Source organism: Acinetobacter sp. 22512, assembly GCF_052044755.1.
In the GTDB taxonomy this organism is placed as follows: domain Bacteria; phylum Pseudomonadota; class Gammaproteobacteria; order Pseudomonadales; family Moraxellaceae; genus Acinetobacter; species Acinetobacter pittii.
In genome coordinates, this window is record NZ_JBQENP010000022.1 from 1 (window position 1) to 25,988 (window position 25,988).

24 protein-coding genes are annotated in these 25,988 nt (G+C 38.8%); 10 read left to right on the plus strand and 14 right to left on the minus strand.

What is annotated here, in order from left to right; all coding sequences use genetic code 11:
* Positions 1 to 487: 487 nt before the first annotated feature.
* Entirely contained in the window at positions 488 to 1,720 is a 1,233-nt protein-coding gene (gene tyrS / locus ACTJJG_RS16535; RefSeq protein ID WP_025469049.1) for a tyrosine--tRNA ligase, read from the minus strand.
* Between the two features lie 61 nt (positions 1,721 to 1,781).
* On the opposite strand from tyrS, the gene ACTJJG_RS16540 reads away from it, so the two are divergent.
* Positions 1,782 to 2,909, plus strand: a complete 1,128-nt coding sequence (locus ACTJJG_RS16540; protein ID WP_032057554.1) for an anhydro-N-acetylmuramic acid kinase — start codon at positions 1,782 to 1,784, stop codon at positions 2,907 to 2,909.
* A gap of 127 nt (positions 2,910 to 3,036) precedes the next feature.
* Positions 3,037 to 3,879 (plus strand): alpha/beta fold hydrolase, encoded by an 843-nt coding sequence (locus ACTJJG_RS16545; protein ID WP_032012805.1) that lies wholly within the window; start codon positions 3,037 to 3,039, stop codon positions 3,877 to 3,879.
* A 60-nt stretch (positions 3,880 to 3,939) separates the two neighbouring features.
* Here the strand turns inward: ACTJJG_RS16545 and erpA are convergent, their stop codons facing one another.
* From erpA to ACTJJG_RS16565, 4 genes are all read right to left on the minus strand, one after another.
* Positions 3,940 to 4,275, minus strand: coding sequence for an iron-sulfur cluster insertion protein ErpA (gene erpA / locus ACTJJG_RS16550; RefSeq protein ID WP_002115421.1), 336 nt, complete (start codon positions 4,273 to 4,275; stop codon positions 3,940 to 3,942).
* A 124-nt stretch (positions 4,276 to 4,399) separates the two neighbouring features.
* Positions 4,400 to 5,404, minus strand: coding sequence for a putative solute-binding protein (locus tag ACTJJG_RS16555; protein ID WP_005804873.1), 1,005 nt, complete (start codon positions 5,402 to 5,404; stop codon positions 4,400 to 4,402).
* A 351-nt stretch (positions 5,405 to 5,755) separates the two neighbouring features.
* Entirely contained in the window at positions 5,756 to 6,763 is a 1,008-nt protein-coding gene (locus ACTJJG_RS16560; protein ID WP_002115480.1) for a putative solute-binding protein, read from the minus strand.
* A 255-nt stretch (positions 6,764 to 7,018) separates the two neighbouring features.
* On the minus strand, positions 7,019 to 8,023 hold the full coding sequence (locus tag ACTJJG_RS16565; protein ID WP_069120560.1) for a putative solute-binding protein: 1,005 nt from the start codon (positions 8,021 to 8,023) through the stop codon (positions 7,019 to 7,021).
* 253 nt (positions 8,024 to 8,276) lie between these two features.
* On the opposite strand from ACTJJG_RS16565, the gene ACTJJG_RS16570 reads away from it, so the two are divergent.
* Complete coding sequence (locus ACTJJG_RS16570; RefSeq protein WP_069120558.1) at positions 8,277 to 10,205, plus strand: ATP-binding cassette domain-containing protein; 1,929 nt, start codon at positions 8,277 to 8,279, stop codon at positions 10,203 to 10,205.
* A gap of 50 nt (positions 10,206 to 10,255) precedes the next feature.
* Here the strand turns inward: ACTJJG_RS16570 and ACTJJG_RS16575 are convergent, their stop codons facing one another.
* The 6 genes from ACTJJG_RS16575 to dnaA all read right to left on the minus strand — a co-directional run bounded on the left by ACTJJG_RS16575 (position 10,256) and on the right by dnaA (position 18,019).
* Complete coding sequence (locus ACTJJG_RS16575) at positions 10,256 to 11,182, minus strand: hypothetical protein (RefSeq protein ID WP_032012808.1); 927 nt, start codon at positions 11,180 to 11,182, stop codon at positions 10,256 to 10,258.
* 135 nt (positions 11,183 to 11,317) lie between these two features.
* Positions 11,318 to 11,710, minus strand: a complete 393-nt coding sequence (cybC, locus tag ACTJJG_RS16580) for a cytochrome b562 (RefSeq protein ID WP_057070379.1) — start codon at positions 11,708 to 11,710, stop codon at positions 11,318 to 11,320.
* A gap of 35 nt (positions 11,711 to 11,745) precedes the next feature.
* Entirely contained in the window at positions 11,746 to 14,214 is a 2,469-nt protein-coding gene (gyrB, locus tag ACTJJG_RS16585) for a DNA topoisomerase (ATP-hydrolyzing) subunit B (protein WP_002115497.1), read from the minus strand.
* A gap of 52 nt (positions 14,215 to 14,266) precedes the next feature.
* Positions 14,267 to 15,349, minus strand: coding sequence for a DNA replication/repair protein RecF (gene recF / locus ACTJJG_RS16590; RefSeq protein ID WP_069120555.1), 1,083 nt, complete (start codon positions 15,347 to 15,349; stop codon positions 14,267 to 14,269).
* A gap of 14 nt (positions 15,350 to 15,363) precedes the next feature.
* A complete protein-coding gene (gene dnaN / locus ACTJJG_RS16595; protein WP_002115478.1) occupies positions 15,364 to 16,512 on the minus strand; it encodes a DNA polymerase III subunit beta in 1,149 nt (382 codons plus the stop codon).
* A 97-nt stretch (positions 16,513 to 16,609) separates the two neighbouring features.
* Positions 16,610 to 18,019, minus strand: a complete 1,410-nt coding sequence (gene dnaA, locus ACTJJG_RS16600) for a chromosomal replication initiator protein DnaA (protein WP_002115442.1) — start codon at positions 18,017 to 18,019, stop codon at positions 16,610 to 16,612.
* A 682-nt stretch (positions 18,020 to 18,701) separates the two neighbouring features.
* On the opposite strand from dnaA, the gene rpmH reads away from it, so the two are divergent.
* From rpmH to mnmE, 5 genes are all read left to right on the plus strand, one after another.
* Complete coding sequence (gene rpmH, locus ACTJJG_RS16605) at positions 18,702 to 18,836, plus strand: 50S ribosomal protein L34 (protein ID WP_000831329.1); 135 nt, start codon at positions 18,702 to 18,704, stop codon at positions 18,834 to 18,836.
* A gap of 29 nt (positions 18,837 to 18,865) precedes the next feature.
* Positions 18,866 to 19,258 (plus strand): ribonuclease P protein component, encoded by a 393-nt coding sequence (gene rnpA / locus ACTJJG_RS16610; protein WP_005063921.1) that lies wholly within the window; start codon positions 18,866 to 18,868, stop codon positions 19,256 to 19,258.
* A gap of 10 nt (positions 19,259 to 19,268) precedes the next feature.
* Entirely contained in the window at positions 19,269 to 19,589 is a 321-nt protein-coding gene (yidD, locus tag ACTJJG_RS16615) for a membrane protein insertion efficiency factor YidD (RefSeq protein ID WP_003656027.1), read from the plus strand.
* 5 nt (positions 19,590 to 19,594) lie between these two features.
* On the plus strand, positions 19,595 to 21,355 hold the full coding sequence (yidC, locus tag ACTJJG_RS16620; protein WP_002115440.1) for a membrane protein insertase YidC: 1,761 nt from the start codon (positions 19,595 to 19,597) through the stop codon (positions 21,353 to 21,355).
* Between the two features lie 90 nt (positions 21,356 to 21,445).
* Positions 21,446 to 22,801, plus strand: a complete 1,356-nt coding sequence (mnmE, locus tag ACTJJG_RS16625; RefSeq protein ID WP_032012812.1) for a tRNA uridine-5-carboxymethylaminomethyl(34) synthesis GTPase MnmE — start codon at positions 21,446 to 21,448, stop codon at positions 22,799 to 22,801.
* A 48-nt stretch (positions 22,802 to 22,849) separates the two neighbouring features.
* Here mnmE and ACTJJG_RS16630 read toward each other — a convergent pair whose 3' ends face one another.
* Positions 22,850 to 23,113: a metal/formaldehyde-sensitive transcriptional repressor gene (locus tag ACTJJG_RS16630; RefSeq protein ID WP_009392876.1), complete on the minus strand. Its 264-nt coding sequence runs from the start codon at positions 23,111 to 23,113 to the stop codon at positions 22,850 to 22,852.
* Positions 23,114 to 23,155: 42 nt separating this feature from the next.
* Between ACTJJG_RS16630 and dmeF the strand changes: the two genes are divergently transcribed.
* Both dmeF and ACTJJG_RS16640 read left to right on the plus strand, forming a co-directional pair.
* A complete protein-coding gene (gene dmeF / locus ACTJJG_RS16635) occupies positions 23,156 to 24,154 on the plus strand; it encodes a CDF family Co(II)/Ni(II) efflux transporter DmeF (protein WP_081404167.1) in 999 nt (332 codons plus the stop codon).
* Positions 24,155 to 24,249: 95 nt separating this feature from the next.
* Positions 24,250 to 24,948 carry a DsbC family protein gene (locus ACTJJG_RS16640; RefSeq protein WP_440608986.1) on the plus strand — a complete coding sequence of 233 codons (699 nt, stop codon included), beginning with the start codon at positions 24,250 to 24,252 and terminating at the stop codon, positions 24,946 to 24,948.
* A 52-nt stretch (positions 24,949 to 25,000) separates the two neighbouring features.
* On the opposite strand, the gene ACTJJG_RS16645 is transcribed toward ACTJJG_RS16640, so the two are convergent.
* Positions 25,001 to 25,252: a GlsB/YeaQ/YmgE family stress response membrane protein gene (locus tag ACTJJG_RS16645; protein WP_372552789.1), complete on the minus strand. Its 252-nt coding sequence runs from the start codon at positions 25,250 to 25,252 to the stop codon at positions 25,001 to 25,003.
* Positions 25,253 to 25,424: 172 nt separating this feature from the next.
* Positions 25,425 to 25,952 carry a hypoxanthine phosphoribosyltransferase gene (gene hpt, locus ACTJJG_RS16650; RefSeq protein ID WP_002115408.1) on the minus strand — a complete coding sequence of 176 codons (528 nt, stop codon included), beginning with the start codon at positions 25,950 to 25,952 and terminating at the stop codon, positions 25,425 to 25,427.
* Positions 25,953 to 25,988: the final 36 nt, after the last annotated feature.

Genomic DNA, 25,988 nt, shown 5'->3' on the forward strand with positions numbered 1-25,988 from the left:
TTTTTCAACAAGTTTCTATCTGCATCACCGCCGATGGATGTGCATTATAGACCATTACATTCCCTTTGCAAGGGGTATTTCAGCCTTTTTCACTTGAGTGCCGTTTTTTTCTACTATTTTGCGAAAAAAGTCATATATATGGCTTTTTTTTGGGCATTTTTACTGCCTTTTATTAGTTTTATATTTAAGAATTTGGGAAATTTTTAATTTCCTATGTCTTTAATAGACGGTTATAGACATATATAGTCCCTTAAATCTAAAGATTCCAAAGATTCCAAAGATTCCAAAGATTCCAAAGATTCCAAAGATTCCAAAGAAATAATAGAGTAAACACTCTATTCCCAGCTATATTTCTTCTTGCTTTTAACTTACTTCATTTATTATTAATTATGTTTAGATGGTTCCACGTGGAACGCTTAATTGGTTTTGTGATCCAGAAATAAAAAAAGCAGGATTACTCCTGCTTTTTTAATCTATAAATTTTTTATTAGTCAGTGAAAGTTACACGTGCAATTGCTTTTTTACCTGATTGAATAATAAAGCTTCCGTTTTCTTTTACAGAGAAGCTTGCATCAACAGCATTCCAGTCAACTTTTACCGCACCACGAGCTACCGCATCTTTTGCCGCAGCTGCATTCGGATTTAAGCCTGCTACACGTAAAATCGTAGCAATAAAGATTTCTCCTCCAAACTCACCAAGTGAAATAGTCACTTCTGGTGTGTCTTCAGGTACTTCACCTTCTGTAATACGGTTACCAGCACTCTTATGGGCATTAGCAGCAGCTTCTGCATCATGGAAGCGTTCAACTAGCTCAAGCGCAAGAATACGTTTTACTTCTTGCGGATTACGACCAGCAGCAATTTCATCTAATAGAGCTTTGATCTCATCAAGAGATTTGAAGCTTAATAAATCGAAATAGCGTTCAATTAAAGAGTCTGGCATTGATAAAACTTTTTGGTACATTGCCCCTGGTGTATCAAATACACCAATATAGTTACCTAAAGATTTAGACATTTTATTTACGCCATCTAGACCTTCTAGAATCGGCACGGTGATACACACTTGAGATTCTTGGCCATAACGGCTTTGTAAAGTACGACCCATAAGTAAGTTAAAGGTCTGGTCTGTACCGCCTAACTCAACGTCAGCTTCAAGCGCAATTGAGTCATAACCTTGAACTAAAGGATATAAAAACTCATGAATTGCAATCGGCTGATGATTGCTATAACGCTTAGTAAAGTCATCACGCTCTAACATACGTGATACAGTTTGCTGGCTTGCTAATTGAATAAGGTCAGCAGCAGACTTTTGATTAAACCATTCTGAGTTAAAACGTACTTTTGTTTTATTCGGGTCTAATATCTTGAATACTTGCTCTTGATAAGTTTTAGCGTTGGCTTCTACTTGTTCACGTGACAACGGCGGACGAGTTGCGCTTTTGCCAGTTGGGTCACCGATCATCGCTGTATAGTCACCGATCAAGAAGGTAACTTCATGGCCCAAGTCTTGGAAAGTTTTTAGTTTATTAATAAGAACCGTATGTCCTAAATGTAAATCTGGTGCTGTAGGATCAAAACCAGCTTTAATTTTAAGAGGGCGATTCTCTTTAAGCTTTTTCAGTAAATCTTCTTCTGAAATAATTTCGTGCGTGCCTCGTTGGATGAGGGCAAGCTGTTCTTCGGCGGGCAAGAAATTTGACATCACAAAACCTAAACACATCAGTTATTCAATTTGTGCGATATACTAACATTTTTTCAGCGTCTTGCAGGGGAAGTTGCATATGAGCGCAATCTATATCGGCGTAATGACTGGCACTAGTATGGATGGTGTGGATATTGTAGCGGCTTCATTTGAGCCACTACAGCTTCATGCCACTCTTACAGCTCCATTCGAACCCGAGTTACGTGATGAGCTTATGGCATTGACTTTGCCCGATGACAATGAAATTGACCGCATGGGTAAAGCTGATGTTGCTCTGGCCAAAATGATTGGTGATGGGATTAATACTCTTATTGAGAAGCACCAATTAGACCGTAGCCAAATTAAAGCAATTGGGTCGCATGGGCAAACCATTCGTCACCGTCCAGAACATGGCTTTACGTTACAAATTGGTGATCCAAACATTATTACTGAAATTACTCAGATTCCGGTTGTTTCAGATTTCCGTCGTAGAGATATGGCAGCAGGTGGTCAAGGCGCGCCATTGGTTCCGGCTTTCCATCAAGCATTATTTCAACATCCAAGTATTCATCGTGTAATTTTGAATTTGGGTGGTATTGCTAATGTGAGTATGCTGCCTGCCAATAACAGTGACGGCGTATTTGGTTTTGATACAGGTCCTGCAAATATTTTGATGGATGCTTGGTGCCATCGCCATACAGGTCATCCATATGATGAAAATGGTGATTGGGCTGCCTATGGTCACCCTATTCGCTCTTTACTCGACCGTCTTCATGCGCATGAGTATTTTTCTAAAGAACCACCTAAGAGCACAGGACGTGAAGACTTTAATATTGATTGGTTAGATGATCAGTTAATCGATTGGCGAAATGATTTAACTTATGACGAGTTAGAAGATACACCTGAAAACATCCAAGCTACCCTATTAAAACTTACTGTGCGTGCTATTCAAAAAGCGATTTATCGTTCTGAGATGGAAACAGGCGAAGTGTATGTTTGCGGTGGTGGAGCTTATAACTCTTATTTACTAGAACAGTTACGTTGGCGTTTACGTAAACATAATTGGTCTGTTCAACCTACCGATGTGTTAGGACTTTCCCCTACTTGGGTCGAGGCTACAGCATTTGCATGGTTAGCAATGCGCTTTGTAGATGGTTTAAGTGGAAATTTGCCAGCAGTCACAGGCGCTTCGGATTTCAGAATCCTAGGTACGATCACGGCAGTATAAAACTATTTATTGATTTGTTTGGTTAGATTCGACCTCATAGCACATTTACTGACCCGAAATGCTGTTATTTAAATGAGCATAAAAACTCATGATAAATGCCGATAAAAATAATTTAAGGCATGTTTGTATGGATCTAACTAAACGTATTCATCAATACACACGTGGGGCTTGGACATTCGATGTGATTGATTCAGGCCCTATAGATGGTCCTCTCGTTGTTTTATTGCATGGTTTTCCAGAAACTGCTCATAGTTGGGAGCAGACTTCGGAATTATTGCATGAGTATCAATTTAGAACACTTGCGATTCATCAACGTGGTTATAGTTTAAATGCTAGACCTCAAAGCCGATTTCAATATTCCTTGAGTGAACTTGTAGAAGACGTAGCAAGTTTAATTAAACAGCTTGGCCAGCCAGTTTATTTAATGGGGCACGACTGGGGCTCGGCAATTGCGTCAGGCGTTGCTATGAAGTATCCACAATATATTCAACATCTCACTTTAGTTTCTGTGCCCCACCAAGCTGCATTTTTAAAAGCTTGTTTAAGCAGTAGACAACTTTTTAAATCTTATTATTTTGCAATTTTTCAGTTACCGATTCTGCCCGAACTTTTATTTAAAAAGATACCTAAATTGGGTCGTAAGTTTCTAAAGTCATCAGGCATGACTGAACAGCAAATTGCGATATTTGAGGCTGAGTTTATAAAGGAAAATAGATTAACCACGGCGTTGAATTGGTATCGTGGCTTTTTTTGGGACAAACCTCAAAATCCGTTTAAAGCCATAGATGTCCCCACTCTTTTTATTTGGGGTAAACATGATATTGCCGTTACAGAAAAAAGCGCCGAGCTAAACTCACATTATTTTAAAAATAGTTATGAAGCAGTTTTTATGAATGCGTCGCACTGGATTCCATATCAGAATGCACCTGAACTGGTACAATACTTTTTAGAATCTGTCCGTAAAAAATAATGATTTGATCAATAAAAAAACCTCTCAAAATAGAGAGGTTTTTTAAATTTTAAAATTCTTTTAAATCGAGAATGAAGAACCACAACCACATGTTGTTGTTGCATTCGGGTTTTGTACGATAAAACGCGAACCTTCAAGACCTTCTACATAGTCAACTACTGAACCAATAAGGTATTGGTAACTAAGTGAGTCAACCAGCATTTTTACATCGCCATTTACGAATTCTGCATCATCTTCATTTACGCTTTCAGCAAAATTAAAGCCATACGAAAACCCTGAACACCCGCCTCCTGTTACATACACACGTAACATGAGATCGTCATTCCCTTCACTATCACGGAGTTGGCGTACCTTATTGGCAGCATTATCTGTCAAAACTAGAGCTTGGGCATTCATGATGATTGTTCCTCGGATTTTGCTGTGCCTTTCAAAATAAAAAAGACCCTATATTGAGTATAGCATAATCAATATAGGGTCTGTCTTCGAAGTTTAAAGCGAATCTTGAGTATTTTTATCAAGATTATTTGTAATTCTCATCCTGTAAGCCACATTCGAAGTTTTTAGCATCTTGCTTACAACGGAATTGCCATAGTAATTTCATCATGCGTTTATCGTAGACACCGCGTTGTGTAAGGTTAATTCGAGACTCACGCATAAGCTTTTGGTAACCCGGTTTATCGGCTGCTGGGACATCCATCCAGTATTTTTGTGGAATATCAGCTTTCATCTTACCCAAGATGGTAAAAGCACGTGGTAGCTGACCCGAAACCCATTCCCTAGATTTCTGGCCAAAACCAGCTGGGAACTTATCAGGTCGGATAATAATATTTCCTGTGACCTGTAAGATTGGATAATTCACGATCGCACCTTTTGTTCCTAAACCTTTTTGTAGTTCTAAAGGCTTAAATGCTGCTGCTGGCGCACCAATAATATCAACTTGATGGTTATTAAATTTCGCACCAAAATTTGTTACGTCAGCACTCACAGCCTGTGCACCTACCTGCTGAACCATAATTTTTTGAGCTTCATCATAGTCAAGAACAGCAATTTTCTTACCGGCGGCTTTCGCTACCGTATTGATGCTGCGATCATTTACTAAAAGGTAAGCATCACCAACTGGAATAACACCCACAACCTCATAGCGACCATTAACCATATATTTACTAAAAGTCGGACTCGCTAAACCTTGCATCACTTTTACAGCAAGCTTGAGGTCAGGAATCGCTCCAATTGCGTCTAATGACCCTGTAAATGAGTTAAATTGGCGACCACGCATCCCTGACACGCTAATACCATCACATTTACCCGCTTTAAAATCTTCAGCAATCACGGCTTCATTCTGGTTTACTTTAAGCTCGATATCAGCTCCCCAGTTTTTAGCGGCAAGTTGATAATCCTTCATCAGCGCATAAACATCGCCATTTTTTCCAACGAAGTCAAAAACACATACTGTTTGTTTAGCCTCGGCTGCAAAAGAAACTGTAGTAAGTCCCATCGCAAGTAATAGCGTTTTGGAAAATTGCATATTCTTTTTCCTTTCCTTGTGGAGTTTTTGTTTTTCGATACCAAGAAATTTCACACCATCAGGTATGAATCGGATAGGCTTCATATAAAAATCATGTTGGAATATTTGTATAGACCGTATTTGCTTTTATGATTTTATTTCCCTGAAAAATAGATAGCGATTGATCTATCTATTAGCAATTATTTTAATCACTCAAGTCCTTGATCCATTTTTATACCTTCATGTTTCCTTATGAAGTTTTTATCTAAATTTAGCTTAACGTCTTTCTATTTATCCACAATGGCAGAACTGACAGCGCATATAAAACAAAAAGCCTAGAACTCAGTCTAGGCTTTTTGAAAGAAATTAGGATTATTCACCAGGCATTGAACATTCAAAGTTCGCCTTGTCTACAGAACAACGTGCTTTTTTGAGTACAGACATCATTCCAGCATCGTAAACACCGCGTTTAGTTAAGTCCATACGGCCATCACGCAACATTTTTTGATACTTAAGTTTATCTTCTGCACTTAAGTTCATTTTGTATTTGCCAGGAATTTGCGCTTCTAAACGGTTGATCATTGCAAAGCTCTTAGGTAACTGTTTAACAAACCAGTCACGAGATTTTTGACCAAAACCAGCTGGGAATTTATCAGAACGTAATACTAGATCTGCTGTAACGTGTAATACAGGGAAGTTCCACATTACACCGTTTGCGCCTAAACCTTTATTTAATTCTAATGGTTTGTAAGCATAAGCAGGCGCACCTACCATATCTACCTGACCATTGTTAAATTTAGCAGCAAAGTTTGAGATATCAGAAAGAACTGCTTGAGCACCTACACGTTGCACCATAATTTTTTGTGCATCGTCATAGCCAAGTACAGCGAATTTTTTACCCGCAGCTTTTTCAACAGAATTGATGTTTTTGTCGCGTACGAAAATGAAAGCTGAACCTAGCGGAGAAATACCAGCAACTTCGTATTTTTTACCACCCATATTTGTGGTCATTTTTGCTGCATTACGTGCATCTAATACATAAGTAATTGCACGTTGAGCGATTTGGTTATTTGGAACACCACCAAGTGAGTCGATAGATCCTGCGAATTTGTTATATTGGCGTGCACGCATTGCTGTCATTGCCACAGCATCACATTTACCCGCTTTAAAATCATTATCGGCAACAGCCTCGTCCTGACGAGGAACTAAGTTAATTTCAGTACCCCAGCCTTTTGCAGCAAGAGCCCATTCTTCCATCATTTTATATGAGTCGCCTGCTTTTCCTAAGAGGTCGAATACACATACGGTACTCGCTGCTTGCGCTGAAGCAGAAAAACCAACAACAGAAGCGGCAGCCATAGCAAGTACGATTTTTTTCATTTTCTTCATCCTTCCACGGAACAGATTTTTTGTTTGAAGTTTCCTTTCAAACACAGATATTAATCATGTTTTTTAGAAAAAAATAGAGCTTTTACTCAAATATTTTTATCTCATTGAACCATTGTTTGTTGGTTTTAAATTATTTATTAAAAGGAAAAATCGCTAATTTTCCGTAAGTTACTTTTTATATTCACAATTTTCATACCCATATTCAGCTTTGAAATATATGTAGCGTTTTTGTGTTTAAAAAATAAACTACTCTCCATTAAGCGTACATTCAAAATTTGTCCGTTCAACTGTACAGCGGGCGCGCTTTAGCACACTCATCATTGTTGCATCGTATACACCTTGTTTTGTTAAGCTGAGGCGACCTTCACGTAAAATTTTTTGATATTTAGTTTTGTCTTCTGCTGAAAAATTAATTTTAATTTTTGAGGGTACGCCCATTTCTAGCCGTTTTATCATGGCAAAATTCTGAGGTAATTTTTGTATAAACCAAGTACGTGACTTTATACCGAAATCTGTGGGGAACTTATCACTTCGGGCAATTAAATCACCCGTAACGTTAACTACGGGGAAAGTAAACATTGCCCCTTTCACGCCAACCCCTTTACCAATCTCTAAAGGTTTATAAGCATAGGCTGGTGCCGCAATTGCATCGACTTGGCCACTATTAAACTTTTTCACAAAATCGGTAATTTCTGAAGGAATGGGCTGAGCGCCAACGCTTTCCACCATAATTTTTTGTGCTGCGTCATATTGCAAAATAGCAAACTTAGTTCCACGTACTTTTTCAATTGAATTAAGATTTTTATCTCTCACAAATAAATAAGCCAATCCAATCTGGACAATACCAACGACCTCGTAATTGGTTCCATTTTGTGCAGTCACCATGCGATGTTTATTACGCTTATCTAAAACATAACTAATAGCTTTTTGAGCAATTGCATTACTGGTTACCCCTCCAATCGCATCAATTGAACCTGCAAATTTATTATAATTTCGCGCCCGCATGGAGGTCATATAAGCGGCGTCACATTTTCCTTCACGCAGTCTCCGGTCAACTAAGCCTTCATCTTGAAATGGAATTAAAGTGATATCTGCTTGCCATTCTTTCGCTGCAAGCGCCCACTCTTCCATCATTTTATAGGACTCACCTGACTTTCCTAATAAATCAAACACACAGACACTTTGCCCAGCATGTACTGTCCCCACAGCACAGCAAAATACTGCACCAATTATCCCCAATCTTTTTTTCATTTGACTTTCCTTAGTCTAGTTTTATTAGTAGCTCATTAATCAACCAAATTTCAAACTGTTTTTATTTTAGCCATATTTTTTTAAAAGTATTCTATCTTATTCAATATTTTGAAAATTTCGGATGAATAGCGAAATTTAGGATGTCTTGATATATCTAATTATTAATACCTGCTCACTAAAATCCGGAAAGTTTTGTTTTCATCGGCAGTTCTCTTTAAAATACAGCATCCCTAACTCACCTCGATACAATAAGATGATTCAATTTGACCAAGTTTCTTTACGCCGCGGTGGACGTGTTTTATTTCAAAAAGCGTCTATGCAATTACACCCAGGTTGGAAGATTGGTCTAACTGGTGTAAATGGCGCGGGTAAATCGACCTTATTTGCTGCACTACTTGGAAGTTTAGGTGCAGATGAAGGTTCACTTACTCGTCCGACAGGCTGGACCGTGGCGCATATGGCCCAAGAAGTGAAAGCCCTAGATATGCCTGCAATTGATTTTGTTCTTTCAGGTGATGAAGAGTTTTGGGATATTCAAAATAAGCTTGCTCAACCAGATCAACTGACTGATTTTGAACTGGCTAAATTGCATGGCCGCTTTGATGAAATTCATGGTTATTCAGCGCCCTCTAAAGCTGCGCAGCTCATGGCAGGTCTTGGCTTTCTAGAAAATCAATTACGTTTGAACGTTGAGAGCTTCTCAGGTGGATGGCGTATGCGTTTAAATTTGGCGCGTACATTGATGAGTCGTTCTGATCTACTCTTACTGGATGAACCAACAAACCACTTAGATTTGGATGCAATTCTGTGGTTAGAAGATTGGCTTAAAGCCTATGAAGGTACACTCATTCTAATTTCGCATGACCGCGACTTTTTAGATGCGATTACAGATCATATTCTTCACATTGAAAATCAAGAACTCACGCTTTACACCGGAAACTACTCTACGTTTGAAACCACACGTAGTGAACGTCTTGCCCAGCAACAGCAAGCTTTTGAGAAGCAGCAAGAAACACGTGCTCATCTACAAAAGTTTATTGACCGTTTTAAAGCAAAAGCGACTAAAGCTCGTCAGGCACAAAGTCGTATTAAACAACTTGAGCGCATGCAGCAACTTGCACCAGCCCATATAGATACGCCGTTTACTTTTAGTTTCCGTGAACCAACTAAAATGAGTTCACCTTTGCTGACTTTAGACAACGCCAGCATTGGTTATGGTGATAAGCAAATAGCCGAAAAAATCAGATTACAAATTACGCCAAACTCACGTATTGGTTTACTGGGTATGAACGGCGCAGGTAAGTCAACATTGATTAAGAGCTTGGTAGGTGATTTACCACTCTTGGCAGGTGAACGTAAAGCTTCCGAGCTGCTTAATATTGGTTACTTTGCGCAGCACCAGATGGATGCTTTAGATGGCAATGCTAGCCCAATGCTACAGCTTGCACGTATAGCAGATAAACAAATTAGTGAAGCCACTCTACGTTCGTTCTTAGGGAGTTTTGGCTTTAGTGGTGAACGCATGGATACACCATGTGAAAGCTTTTCTGGTGGAGAACGCGCTCGTTTAGCCCTAGCACTCATTGTATGGCAGCGTCCAAATGTTTTAATTCTCGATGAACCAACAAACCATTTAGATCTTGATATGCGTCATGCACTGAGCATGGCATTACAAGATTTTGAAGGTGCCGTTGTTCTGGTTTCCCACGAACGTCAACTTATTGCAAGTGTATGTGATGAGCTTCTTTTAGTACACGGCGGTAAATGTACTGAGTTCGAGGGTGATTTACAGGACTATGCTAAATGGCTACGTGAAGCACGTCAGCAACAAATCAATGCTCAGACTGCTGTGGCACAGAACAATTCGTCCTCTGCCGCTCCAGCGCCTGCTAAAGTTGATAAAGAAGCACAGCGTAAAGAAGCAGCTCGTCGTCGTGAACAGACTCGACCTATTCGTAAAAATATTGAAAAAGTTGAGTCTCAAATTGAAAAGCTACAACCGCAGCTTGCCAAAATTGAAGAATCCTTAGCAGACACATCTTTATATGAGGCTGCACGTAAAGACGATTTACTCAAACTTATGAATGAACAGACTGAGCTGAAGGCTAAACTTGAGCAACACGAAGAGCAGCTTTTGGAACTCATGATGGAATTAGAAGAAATGGAAGCTTCTTTTGATTAATCCATTTTCTAAAATAAAAAAGCCGATTTCTTAATCGGCTTTTTTATTTGTTAATAAGGCGTATAAAAAGCCCCTAATTCATTTAAATTGGTATTTATCGGTAAAGGCCACACATTGCTTGATAAGCTGTCAGCGATATATAAATCGTATCCGCCTCGACTTCCTGTTTGTCCTGCAAGAGACACCACCATGTAACGCTGATCTAAAGGAGCTGGATCGGAAGTATCATAATTAATATTGTTAAATGGCAAACGTGTAGTTTGTTTATTAGCCATATCATAAATATAGATCTGGTCATGAGGATTTGTTGGGCTATACCAGCGCACATATAAGAACCGACTTCCTTGCCACCATACTGGATAATATGAAGCGATATTGGTCAGCTGTGTATCATAAGCACCCGACTGATCAATACTAAAAATTCTAGAATTATTTCCAGCACCTTTTGCATACAAAATTTGAGTGGTATTCACCATCGGATAAGGCATCGATTCTTCTATATCCCAACCATTTTGAGTCACAGAAGTCATCGTCCGATCCGTCATTTTAATGATTTTTAGATCGCCATTTTGTTTAAAAATAATACGCTGGTTATCTATAAATTTAGGGTCTTCATCGCGCTTATTATTGCCTTGAGTTAAGTTAATAGGTAACTCAGTGCTTCCGACCTTCCACACATATACATCCCATGCATCACCATAATGCTGTCCAGAATTCACTCCCATAAACGTTAACCATTTTCCATCTGGAGAGAAATGGCCATTCATCATATGGTCAATTTTCCAATTTGCGCCGAGTAATGTGGTCTGCTGTGTTGTGAAGTTATAAAGATAAAGCTTACTGTCCCATGCCTCATAATTACTATAACGATGAAATACTAATTTTCCATAAAAGGTGGGGGCTATCGCAGCATGCAGTTGAAATAAACAATTAAAAAATATGATTCCAATGCATAAGAGTTTTTGTATTTTTTTCATAATTATATTTCCTATTGTTATTAGTAAGTACCGCATAGAGAATATAACTTCGAATAGTTTACTTGTTAAACAAAATACTTTTTTCGGATACAAAAAAGGGCTAATGATGATTAGCCCTTTACCATAAAAAATCAATTATCTAAATTTTTTATGATTTTCATTACGTATTTTGACTAAATTAATTGCTTCAGTTTTGGCTTGATCTAATTGTCCTTGCTCAACTAAAACAGTTACTTTATCAATTTCGGCAACAAGCTGATCTAAACCAGCTTGGTACTCTTTTACCTTTACATTTTCTGATGGCAAACCTTCGAGTTTATGCGGCAAATATTGCTTAGAAGAAACTGCTGCTTCACGCATTACAACAAGCTGTTGTTTCGCGTTATCAGTATCTTTCGCTTCGGCAAATGCTTTAGTACTCTTAGCTAAAGTTTTCATATTCGTTTCTAGGTCTACCGCCCAAACAGCAGAACTTCCTAAAACCGCACATGAAATTAAAAGACTAGCTAATAATTTCTGACTCATCATTCTCTCCCTAGACTGATTTAGAATCATGTTATGAATTAAGCATCAATATCCGCATTTAAAGCATTCTCTTCAATGAATGCACGACGTGGTTCGACATCATCACCCATTAAGCAAGAGAACATACGATCTGCTTCAATCGCATCATCAATTGTCACCTGCAACATATTACGGTTTTCAGGGTCCATTGTTGTTTCCCACAACTGTTCAGCATTCATCTCTCCAAGACCTTTATAGCGTTGGATCATCATACCACGGCGTGAATCTTGTAAAATATGTTGCCAAACTTGATGGAAGTTAGCCACTTGAATACGGCGATCACCTTTTTGTAAAAAAGCACCGTCTTCAAGTAAAGTGAACCAACTCTTCGAGTTTTTCAATAAACGTGCATATTCAGCAGAATTCAGTAAAGCTGCATCAAGCAAATACGCATGCGGCAGATTATGAACATAGACAGTAATACGCGGCCAATAATGCGCAGATTTTTCACCTTGAGCATTTTCACGCTCAAATGCCTCTAAAGAGATTTCTGGACGTAAACTTGGCTGTAATCTGGTAATGATATCGCGTACCTGATCTGCCCATTGTTGTACATAAGCTTCATCATGGTTTTGATCACTCTTGAATGCTTCTACTTCAAGTAAAGCATCAAGTAAGCTAGCTGGATAACGTAAAGTTAAGCGCTGTAAGCTCTTTTGTGAAACCTGATAGTCCTGAATCACTTTCGCAAGTGCTTCACCTGTAATTGCAGGTGCTTCAGCATTGGTATGCAAAGATAGCTCATCAATCGCATTTGAGATGAGATAAGTTTCTAACGCATCATTATCTTTGATGTATTGTTCTTGCTTACCTTTCTTCAATTTATACAAAGGTGGCTGAGCAATATAAATATGCCCACGCTCAACCAATTCTGGCATTTGACGGAAGAAGAACGTTAACAACAAGGTACGGATGTGCGAACCATCGACGTCGGCATCGGTCATGATAATGATTTTATGATAGCGGAGCTTATCAGGGTTATATTCTTCACGACCAATACCACAGCCAAGTGCAGTGATTAAAGTACCGACTTCCTGACTAGAAATCATTTTGTCAAAGCGTGCACGTTCAACGTTCAGGATTTTACCTTTCAACGGTAAAATAGCCTGCATTTTACGATTACGACCTTGCTTAGCACTACCACCAGCAGAGTCACCCTCGACTAGATATAATTCAGAAAGTGCCGGGTCTTTTTCCTGACAATCTGCCAATTTACCTGGTAAACCTGCAATATCAAGTGCACTCTTACGACGTGTCATTTCACGCGCCTTACGTGCAGCATCACGTGCACGCGCAGCATCAATAATTTTACCAGCAATCGATTTTGCAGCTTGCGGATTTTCAAGTAAGTAAGCAGAGAACTCTTTGTTCATTGCTTGCTCAACCGCTGGTTTTACTTCACTCGATACTAGTTTTTCTTTAGTTTGAGAAGAGAACTTCGGATCAGGTACTTTGACCGAAATAATCGCGGTTAAACCTTCACGGGCATCATCACCTGTCACATTGACTTTTTCTTTCTTGAGAATGTTTTCATTTTCAAGATATTGGTTAAGACCACGTGTTAAAGCCGCACGGAAACCTGCTAAATGAGTACCGCCATCCTTTTGAGGAATATTGTTGGTAAAACAACGCACGTTTTCTTGATAACTTTCATTCCACTGCAATGCAACTTCTACACCAATACCGTTTTCTGTATCAGCAGTGAAATGGAAAATCTCGTTTAGATGAGTTTTACCTTCGTTAATGTATTTTACAAACTCAGATAAACCACCTTCGTAGTCATATACGTGCTCAAGGTTAATACGTTCATCACGTAAAACAATACGCACGCCCGCGTTTAAAAATGAAAGCTCTCTTAAACGACGCGCTAAAATTTCAACGTTAAAAATAGTTTGACTAAAAGTTAGTTCACTTGGCCAAAAACGTACAGTTGTACCACTGCTATCCGTTTCACCAATCACACGTAATGGATATTGCGGATCACCGTGGTGATACTCTTGTTCGTGCACTTGGCCAGCGCGATTAATAATTAAATGCAATTTACTTGAAAGCGCATTTACAACTGAAACGCCTACGCCGTGCAAACCACCTGAAACTTTATAGCTGTTGTCGTCAAACTTACCGCCTGCGTGCAGGATCGTAAGAATTACTTCCGCTGCAGACACCCCTTCTTCAGGGTGGATATCTGTTGGAATACCACGGCCATTATCAGAAACACTCACTGATTCATCTTCGTGAATTGTGACAATAATTTCGTCACAATGCCCAGCTAAAGCTTCATCGATTGCGTTATCGACAACCTCGAATACCATATGGTGTAAACCGGTACCGTCGTCTGTATCCCCAATATACATACCCGGACGTTTACGAACTGCATCTAATCCACGTAATACTTTAATACTAGAGGAATCATAAGCCTTTTCATTGGTTTGTTCTGTTTGAGAGGCTGATTGAGACTCTGAACTCATGGTTTCTCCCTAGCAAATATAGGTTTATTCAAAGATGGGTAACATCAAAAAATTATGGTGAAGCAAGATTAACTTGACCGGATTCAACATTGAATAATTGATATGAAATAGACAGATCATGTAAGTGTTTTTTTACCGATGCATGATCTAAAGTTGTCATAAAAACCTGGCTACCAAGTTGGCTTAATCGTTCAATTAAACGTTGTTGTGCGGTTAAGTCTAATTCTGCTGTCAGATCATCTAATAATACCACAGTTTCCTTATTACTCGCATGTAACATTGCAATTTGTGACAGTTTTAAAGCAATAATCAAGAGTTTTTTCTGACCTCTTGATAAAACTACATCAGCATGTCCAAACGGGGTTTTTAAGCGCAAATCTGCACGATGTGGACCATATTCGGTATAGCGTCGTTCGATGTCTTTTTGGTGTTGATTCAGCAAGTCTTGCATGAGTCCCTGCTCTGTATGAAAACCGGGACTATATTCCAGTTCAATCTCTAGATCAGGTAGCAATTGACTTAAATCATTTTGAAAAAAGACATTCCATTGTTCCACAATACTTAAACGCTGAGAGTGTAAAATTTCACCATAATCACTCAACATTTTATTCCACGGCTCTAAATCCGCTAGAGAAATATTCCGTCTGGTTTTAAGTAAAGTATTACGCTGCTTTAATGCACGAGAATAATATTGCCAAGCAAAATAAAACTCAGGTTCCACGTGGAACATCAGCCAATCTAAAAGCTGGCGCCGAGGTTTCGCCCCATGGTCAATAATATCTGTACTTTGTGGATCAATATGCTGCAAAGGAAGCAGTTTAGCGAGTTGTCCTTGTGTAGCCACTGTATCGCCATTGACCTTCATCAACTGCTCACCAGAGGCCAACTTTTGCATGCCAATTTTTTCAGTTGCAGATTGCGCGAAAACAATCGCATCTTCAGCAGAGTATTGAATATAATTTTTAGGTATATGGGTACGGAACGACCGCCCTGTTGCAAGCAAATGGATTGCTTCCAGTATTGAAGTTTTTCCTGAACCGTTAGCGCCATAAAATACGTTAAACGGTTGCAACCCTTGGAGTGCAACCGTTTTTAAATTACGCACACGTTCAATATTTAAACGCGTAAGATGCATATTAGATAGCCAGATTATACACGCATCGGCATAACGACATAGGTTTGATCAGGATGTGCCGGATCTTGAACCAATACAGATTGGTTTGCCTCAGTCATGCTCATATTTACATCATCACCATCAAGCACACCTAAAACATCCAGCAAATATTGCGCATTAAATGACATTTCAAGCGGTATGTTTTGATACTGAATCGCTAAATCTTCAATCGCTTCGTCTTGTTCAGGGTTATTTGCACGTAGCTGTAAAGAATCTTGATTAAAATTCAAGAAAACACCACGTAACTTCTCATTACTCAAAATTGCGACGCGTTGTAATGATTGTTTAAACACATCATGGCTAATTAATACATGTTTATCGCCACCACGTGGAATTACACGACGATAATCAGGGAATTTTCCATCAATCAACTTTGTAGTAAAGCGAACAGTGATATCGCCCTGCTCTTTGTCACGGCTTGGCGTATTAATTGTGACATTTAACAATTCACGACCAATCAGCAACGTTAATTGTTCATCTTCAATGCTAAGTAAACGCTGTAATTCACCAACAGCTTTACGAGGCACAATTGCTTGGACCAATTGAGATGATGTAGAAGAAGCAGTAATTTCACAAAGTGCTAAACGGTGACCATCTGTTGTTACTGCACGTAATTGATTTTCATCAATTTCTAATAAAGTACCCGTTAAATAGAAACGTACATCTTGTACGGCCATAGCAAAAGCCGTTTTTTCAAATAAACGCTTTAACTCACGTTGAGTGACCTGTACTTGTGTACCTTGACTATTTTCAGTGGTCAATAATGGATAATCTTCTGCCGGTAAAGTACCTAATACAAAACGGCTATTACCAGATTTTAAAATACATCTTTGATCTTCTGTAATTTGTAAGTCAATCAATGCAGCTGTAGGCAATGATTTACAAATTTCCATCAACTTACGAGCAGGAACAGTTGTTTCACCTGCTTCAATGCATGCCCCTTCTGTTAAAACAGTACTGGCAACCAGCTCGACTTCTAAATCAGAACCGGTAATGGTGAGTGCCTGAGCATTAGTCTGAATTTTGACGTTTGAAAGAATATTCAATGTATGACGACGTTCTACCGCACCGACAACATGCGATAAAACATTGAGTAAGCTTTCTTTAGCGATTTTCAAACGCACGATTCATTCCTCTAGCAACTTGGAGCAAATATTTCATTTTTTAGCTGTGTACTATGCTGCACTTACGTAGACTTTGCAACAACGTCTTATCATTTCATTAACTCTGGAGTAGACGTAATAGATTTTTATAATCTTCGTCAAAAATCGGATCTTCTTCACGTAGACTTACTACTTTTTCACAAGCATGCATGACTGTACTGTGGTCACGTCCACCAAAAGCCATTCCAATTTCGGGAAAACTATCACCAGTCAACTCACGAGCAAGTCCCATTGCTAACTGACGTGGTCGCGCATAGATTCGAGTCCGCTTTGGTCCTACCAATTCTTTTAAAGGAATACGGAAATATTCACTAACCACACGTTGGATATTTTCTACACTAATTGTACGTGCACGGATTGCCAACACATCTTTTAAAGACTCGCGGACAACATCAAGATCAATTGGTGCACCTTTAAAACGAGAAATTGCGACGACTTTATTGAGTGCGCCTTCAAGTTCACGTACGTTGGCAACTACTTGTTGGGCAATAAATAATGCACAATTTCGAGGTAAATCAACGCCGCTATTTTCGGCTTTTTTCAATAGAATTTCGATACGAGTTTCAATATCTGGCGGTTCAACGCCTACTGAAAGACCCCAAGAAAAGCGAGAAACCAAACGCGGGTCTAACTCGGTCAATTCTTTTGGATAACGATCTGAAGTTAAAATAATTTGTTTAGATTCATCAAGTAATGCATTGAATGTATAGAAGAATTCAACCAAACTTGCTTCTTTACCTGCTAAAAGATGAATATCATCGACCAACAATAAATCTAAAGAACGGCAATTTTTCTTAAATTCTTCAACTTTGCCTTTTTGCAAAGAACTTACAAAATCCTGAACGAAGCTCTCAGAGGTCATATACATCACCCGTGCATTAGGCTTGGCTTGCAATAAAGCATTACCAACTGCCTGCATCAAGTGAGTCTTACCCAATCCTGTCGGACCATATAAGAATAAAGGGTTATGCTGTGAAGCACCTAATTGTGTTAATACCTTTCTACATGTTTCAGCAGCCATCTGGTTCGAACGGCCTTCAACAAATAAAGAAAAAGTAAATTGGGGGTTTAATAGTTTCTTTTTCGGTGTTTTTGGGTTCACTACACTATTAGTAGTAGGTGAACTGGAAATAGAATCTGGTTCTTTTTTTACTTTAATACTTTGTTGGGGCGCAGTTTGCAAAGCAGCAGTTGTAGTTGCTGGCTGCTCACCTGATGACAAAATACTACCAGGACGAGAATCAACTAAAATCTCAACCTGACGTACTCGCCCTTCTGATAACTGTTCGGCCAATATAGAAATTAATTCTAGATGGTTCTCTTGAATGTAACGCGTCCAATAAGGATTAGGTGCATAAAGACGCAGTGTCCCTTCTACTTCTTCAGCAACTAATGGGCGAATCCACATCGCAAAGACGTTATCAGAGAGCTCTTGTCGCAAGCGAGTTAAGCAGTCTGTCCAAAGCATGTGTATCCCCTATTTCTGCGTTTTTAAATTCAAATAATCTAAAGATTAACCCTTCCTGATGAGAAGGGGTCGCCATTCTAACCAAGTTATCCACATCTGTCATGACGATTTCAGTTGATTTTGTCTAAAAAGAAATCTCTTGTGAATAAATTTAAATTCAAAATGGCTTGTGTATAACTTTTTGCACAACCTGTGGATAAATTAACACATAAACTTATCCACAATCCATAAATATAGTAAAAACAGAGTTATCAACAACCCAAATATGTGTTTTTTAAATTTAAAAGTGCGAAATCCACAGAAAAAGTTATCCCTAATAAGAATAAATTTAAATTTCTAAATTTGAATTTATTTAATAGGGCGGTGATCTTTTGTGGATAACTGCAAAATATGAATTTAAATTCAAATGCAGCAAATCCAAACCAAGATGGTATCTTGTTTTGTTGATAAATATGTATATAAGGTGTGTATATATTAAAAGTTCTAATAAAAATAGACAATTACTTTGTGTATAACTTTTAAAGCTATATATTGCACTGAATTATGACCGTGATAAAAAAGAAGAGAAGAGATTAAAAATTTGGGTTAAATACAAAACTTTCTTGGTTTTTCATTGACAGCGTAAACATTGCACAATAAAATCGCGGACCTTTATAGAAAGATCATTTTTGGGAGTTTCAATATGAAACGTACTTTCCAACCATCTGAATTAAAGCGTAAACGCGTTCATGGTTTCCGTGCTCGTATGGCAACTAAAGCTGGTCGTCAAGTATTAGCTCGTCGTCGTGCAAAAGGTCGTCATAGCTTAACTGTTTAATACTGTTACGCTGACCAGACTTGGGTGTGATGACACTTTACAGTTTTAGCACAGACGTGCGAATACGCTGTGCTGCAGATTATAAAAGTGTATTTGATGGTGCGCTTTTTAAAGTGCATCAACCCCATTTTTTATTTCTTGCAAAATTAACCGAACAGCCTAAAAGCCGTTTGGGTATTGTTGTTGCTAAGAAAAAAGTGCGCCGAGCGCATGAAAGAAATCGAATAAAACGTCTTGCTCGTGAGAGCTTTCGTCTACATCAGCCGAATTTTGGATCAGACATAGATGTTGTGGTGATGCCGAAAGTTGGTATAGAAACGATTACGAATGCTGAGCTATATCAACAATTAGACTTTGCTTGGCAAAAATTACAGCGCTTAGCAAAAAAACATTCTAAAGTTGGCACAACCTCGCAGAATTAAGAGATAGCCAATGGTCCGTTTTCTACGTTGGTTGATTCGACTGTATCAAATTGCGATTAGTCCGCTTCTTGGACCCCGTTGTCGTTATATCCCGACTTGTTCCCAATATGCGATAGAAGCATTGCAAACTCATGGTGCGATAAAAGGCGTTTGGTTATCTTCTAAACGGATATGTCGTTGTCATCCGTGGGGAGGATCTGGATATGATCCGGTACCGCCAAAAGCAATTCGTTTTATTTCGTTTCATCAAATAGATTCTCAAACGCATCATGTTGCTGTACCCTTTCGTGATCGTTTACTGAAGCAAAATCTCTCTAACCATTTGGGGTAATAGATATGCAACAATGGGCCAGGTTTGCAATTCTCGGGGCCATGTTTGTCACCGCATATTTGCTCATTTTGGCTTGGCAAAAAGATTATGGAAATGCTGCAACTGCTCCGCAACAACAAGCGGCAGCTGTAAGTTCGCATGAAGTATCTGCTGATTTGCCAAATGCTAAAAATGCAACAGTGGCTTCCGATGTGCCACAAGCAAATATTGCGCAGTCACAAACCACAGATGCAACTGCACCTGTGAATCAACAGCTTATTTCAGTACAAACTGACCTTTACCATATTTGGATTAATCCAAAAGGTGGTGATATTGTTCGTATTGAATTACTCTCACACGACAAAAGCAAAGACAGCGATCAACCTTTTGTTATGCTTGAAAATGATGCCAAGCGTACATATGTTGCTCAATCTGGCTTAATTGGTTTGAATGGACCAGATAGTAGTCGTGGTGGTCGTCCATTATATGCTGTTGAAAAGACATCATATACTTTGGCTGATGCTAAAGGTGTACAGGACCAAAAGGGTCAATCTGAAAAAGTTTTAAACGTTCCAATGGTATTTAAAACACCTGAAGGCGTTGAAATTATTAAAACTTTTACCTTTACTCAAGGTCAATATCCAATTGTTGTAAAACATCAAGTCATTAACCGTAGCCAACAAAGCTGGCAAGGTCAGATGTTTGGACAATTAAAGCGCGATAATTCTGAAGATCCAGGTAAATCTTCTCAAGGTATTTTCACTCTAGGAACTTTCTTAGGTGGAGCTTGGGGAACGCCTGATGCACATTACAACAAGCTTAAATTTGCTAATTTCTCAGAAGAAAAAGTAAATACTGAAGCTAAAGGTGGATGGGTTGCGATTGTTCAGCATTATTTTGTAAGTGCTTGGATTCCTGGAAACCTTAAGCTGACTCAAGCTAATGGTCAGCCTTATGTAGCTAAGCTTGAATCTCGTCAATCTGCTGATCACATGAATATCATTGGTTTTACCTCACCAGTGATTAATGTTCCGGCAGGCACTTCAATGGAAGTGGATGCAAAACTTTATTCAGGTCCGAAAGTACAATCTGAATTAAAAGATTTAGCTGTTGGTTTAAATCAGACTGTTGATTATGGTTGGTTATGGCCGATTGCTAAACTCTTGTTCTTAGGTCTTCAATTCTTCCATAGCATTGTGGGCAACTGGGGATGGTCAATCATCTTGCTTACCATTATGGTGAAGATGATCTTGTGGCCTTTATCTTCAAAAAGTTATCGTTCTATGGCGAAAATGCGTGTGATTGCACCAGAAATGCAACGCATGAAAGAAGAGTTCGGTGAAGACCGTATGCGCTTCTCGCAAGAAATGATGGCTTTATACAAGCGTGAACAAGTAAATCCACTTTCAGGTTGTTTACCATTGTTGCTACAAATGCCAATTTTCCTTGCTTTGTACTGGGTACTCATGGAAAGTGTGGAATTACGTCACGCACCATGGTTAGGTTGGATTCAAGACTTGTCAGCAATGGATCCTTGGTTCATCTTGCCGTTAATCATGGGTGCTACCATGTTTGCACAGCAAATGTTGAACCCGCAACCCGCTGATCCAATGCAGGCAAAAGTGTTCCGCATTATGCCGATTATGTTCACGGTATTTATGTTGTTCTTCCCTGCCGGTCTCGTACTGTACTGGATTGTGAACAACAGTATTACTATTTTACAGCAGTCGTTTATTAATAAGAGCGTTGAGAAAAGTCGTATCAATAAGACTGAATCAGCTTCTTAATCGTTGAACTTTTGCTGAATAAATCCGCTTAAGATGGTAATCTTAGGCGGATTTTTCTTTGGCTGGATTTTAGGTTTTTAGGTGAATAATATGCAAAGTCAAACCACGATTGCCGCAATTGCAACGCCACCTGGGCGTGGTGGTGTGGGCGTGATTCGCCTATCTGGACCTAAGGCTTATGAAATTGCTCAAAACCTGACACAAAAAAACTTGCCAGAAGCGCGTATGGCGGGTTTCCGTAAATTTTATGATGCTGATGGCAGTATTATGGATGAAGGGATTGTTCTATGCTTTCCCAATCCTCACTCGTTTACAGGTGAAGATGTTGTAGAGCTACAAGGTCACGGCGGTCCAGTCATCCAAAATACCTTGCTTGGACGTCTATTTGAGCTTGGTGCAATTGCTGCAAAAGCCGGCGAATTTTCCATGCGTGCTTTTGAAAATGGCAAGATGGACTTGGTACAAGCGGAAGCGATTGCCGACTTGATTGATGCGACTTCGCAAGCTGCGGCACGCTCTGCGGTTCGCTCTTTACAAGGCGCTTTTTCAACAAAAATTAATACTGTTTTAGAAAAACTGATTCATTTACGCTTGCATGTTGAAGCAGCAATTGATTTTCCTGAAGAAGAAATCGATTTCTTGGCAGATGGTAAAATTTTAGCTTTACTTGAAGATGTTCAGCAGTCGGTACATGCTGTTCAAACCTCTGCACGACAAGGTCAATTATTACGTGAAGGTTTGCAAGTCGTTATTGCGGGTAAACCAAATGCGGGTAAGTCGAGCTTGTTAAATGCACTTGCTGGTGTTGAGCGTGCAATTGTGACCGATATTGCAGGTACTACTCGTGATGTTTTACATGAAAAAATTAGCTTAAATGGTCTACCAATCACCTTAACAGATACAGCGGGTCTTCGTGAAACAGGTGACATCGTTGAAAAAGAAGGGATTCGTCGTGCAATCAAAGAAATTGAACAAGCTGATTTGTTATTGCTGGTTTATGATTTAAATCAAGGTGATGACCCATTAAAACTCGCTCAAGAGTATTTTGCTGAACATATTGAACCGCGTCGTTTAATGTTAATTGGTAATAAATGCGATTTAACTGGACAATTAGCTGAAATAAGCGATTTTCAAGGGTTCCGTCATATAACTGTTTCTGCAAAACAAGAGATGGGCGTACAAGTCCTCGTAGACGCGATTACAGCGCATGCAGGCTTCCACCCTGAGGAAGACACCTTTATTGCAAGAACACGTCATTTAGACGCAATGAAGCGCACGCAGCTCTATCTTTCAGAAGCACGCGAGCAACTTGTTGTATTTAACGCAGGTGAACTGGTTGCTGAGTCACTACGTCTTGCCCAAAATGCTTTAGGTGAAATTACTGGTGACTTTAGTGCCGATGACTTATTAGGCAAGATTTTTGGTTCATTCTGTATTGGAAAATAATTACAAAATTCTGAATGATGCACATGGCTGTGTCATTCAGTCATTTTGTTAACCGTATCTTTTTAAAACCTTTAAAAACTCATCTAGCTCATTTTGATCAACTTGTGCGTCTTTGAGCACGTGGTGATGTAAATGCTGTTCCATTAATTCACTCATCAAACCGTTTATTGCCCCTTTAATTGCAGCAACTTGTTGTAGTATTTCTATGCATGAAATATCTGGCTGTTCAACAGCATGCTCAATGCTGTTGATTTGTCCTTTTAGTCGTTTTACACGATTAACTATTTTTTTATCCTGACCAATGTGACTCATCTGTGTTCTCTTGTATAATTCAATATACTGGTAGGGAGTATATTGGGTTTAAATATTATGCAGGATCATAGTGTATCACGTCATCATCAACATCAGTTTGATGAAGGAAATCCACTTGCACAAAAACGTATTTTGATTGCAACGATTTTAACGGCATCCATGATGGTTTTAGAAATATTCGGTGGATGGTTTTTCAATTCAATGGCGCTTCTGGCTGATGGTTGGCATATGAGTTCCCATATGTTGGCTCTCGGTTTAGCCTATTTTGCCTATCGCGCGGCTCGTCATTATTCTAAAGATCGTCGGTTTAGTTTCGGAACTTGGAAAATCGAGATTTTAGCGGGTTATAGCAGTGCAATTTTGTTGATGGTTGTCGCCATTTTTATGGCGTTTCAGTCGATACAACGTTTATTTAATCCAGTTGAAATTTTTTATAATGAAGCGATTCCGATTGCAATTTTAGGTTTGGTCATTAACTTGATTTGTGCATGGTTACTTCACGATGATGGGCACCATCACCATCACCATCACCATCACCATCACCATCACCATCACCATCACGAACATGATCATGGGCATCATCATGATTTAAACCAAAAAGCTGCATTTTTACATGTGGTTGCAGATGCAGTAACTTCTGTTTTTGCAATTATTGCGCTTTTCGCAGGTAAGTATTTCGGATGGGATTTTTTAGATGCACTTTTAGGAATTTTAGGTGCTATTTTGGTTGCAAAATGGTCTCTGGGATTAATGAAAGAGACAGGAAAAACCCTTTTAGACGCAGAAATGGATCATCCGGTAGTTGAAGAGATCCGTGAAGTCATTGCTGAGTTTCCTAAATATATTGAAATTACGGATATTCATGTCTGGAAAGTCGCGAAAGGTAAGTTTTCTTGTATTTTGGCACTCGAAACTGATGATATTTCTTTAACCGCAGATCAGATTCGTCATGCTTTGTCCATTCATGATGAAATCGTGCATATATCTGTAGAAATTAATACTCTAAAACGTATTTATGTTCCACGTGAAACATTGGCATAAATGAGTGGAAGTTTGGTTATAACTCGGTAATCAGTTCTGTTTTAAAAAGCTGAACTGATTAAAATGATCTCCTCTCCTACCTATGAGTCAGTTTTATGCTTAAAAAATTAGGAATATTGGCGTTATTTAGCCTAACTACAAGTGTGAGTTTCGCTAATGTAGATACTGTTAGGCAAAATATTAAAAAACAATATCCTAATTTGAAAATTAGCAATATTCAGAAAACTGAAATGCCTGGGCTATATAGCGCTAATCTTGATCAGCAAATCATTTATGTTGGTGAAGATGGGCAACATATGTTTGTAGGCTCTATGATTCGGTTAAAAGACCAGAAGAACTTAACTAAAGATCTAGTTTTAGGACAGAACTCAATTGATTGGAAACAACTGCCTTTAAAAGATGCGATTAAAACAGTCAAAGGTAATGGCCAACATGTTTTAGCAGTATTTTCTGATCCAAATTGTCCTTATTGTAAGCAGCTTGAACCTGAACTCGATAAGCTTAAAGATGTAACTATTTATACGTTCATCTATCCTTTAAAACCTCAGTCTATTGTGGTTTCTAGACAAGTTTGGTGTGCACCAAATCAATCTTACTCATGGAAAAAACTGATTCAGCAAGGTGTTAAACCAACAGTTACGAGCTGTGCAAACCCAATTGACCGTAATTTAGAATTAGGAAAAAAACTCGGCTTTAACGGCACCCCTACCCTAATTTTTGCGAATGGTTTCAAACTGGTTGGCGCACGCTCTGCTGAAGAAATTCAGGCCGTATGGAAAGAGTTAGGTCTTTAAAATAAATTAAAAAAAGCACCATAAGGTGCTTTTTTTATAAATGAATTAAGGTTTAGCTTTTTCGTGCAATCAAGTTGTAGATAAAAAGAATAACGATGGCACCAATCACGGATGCGATAAAGCCTGCAGCTGAGTTTTCGCCGTAAAGTCCAAGTAAACGACCACCATAAGTAGCTAGAAGTGAACCTGCAATACCAATCAAGGTAGTTACGATGAAACCTGCTTTATCATCCCCAGGATGCAAAGCACGAGCGATTAAGCCAGCAAAGAAACCAACTACAATAGCGATAATAAGTGACCACATATTTGTTCTCCAGTTGTTTTTTTGATGAAGTTAATGATTTTGCTTCATATTCTATCGTGCGGTAGAGCTGTCTATTTTGTCTGTAGCAGATTGCGACTTTTTGTGTCTTTTTTGTTCAAAGCTAAGGTTTTATATAAAAAAATAGCACCTTGCGGTGCTATTTCTCTGAAATTTATAAACCAATTTCACCAATAAAAGGTAAGTGGCGATATTTTTGGTCGTAGTCTAAGCCGTAACCCACAATGAATCTGTCTTCTACTTCAAAACCTAAAAATTTAACTTCAAGATCAATTTCACGGCGAGACGGTTTACTCACTAATGTGCAGAGTTGGATTGAATTTGGCTCGCGAGTTTGCAACATTTCAACGACTTTGCTTAAGGTATTGCCTGAGTCGATAATGTCTTCAACCACCAATACATCTTTACCGCGAATTTCACCGTCAAGATCTTTTAAGATTTTAACATCTCGACTTGAAGTCGTACCGCCGCCGTAGCTAGACACTGTCATGAAGTCGAGTTCATGCGGTTTGGTAATTGTACGGCACAAGTCTGCCATGAAAATAACAGAACCACGAAGTAGTCCAATAAGAACTAATTCTTTATCACTATTTGCATAGTGAGCGTTAATTTGCTCGCCGAGCTCTTTGACTTTTGCTTGAATTTCTTCGGTTGAAATCATGATGCTCATTGCAACAGTCATGGCAGATTCCTACAAGATATAAAAGAAAAAATAAAA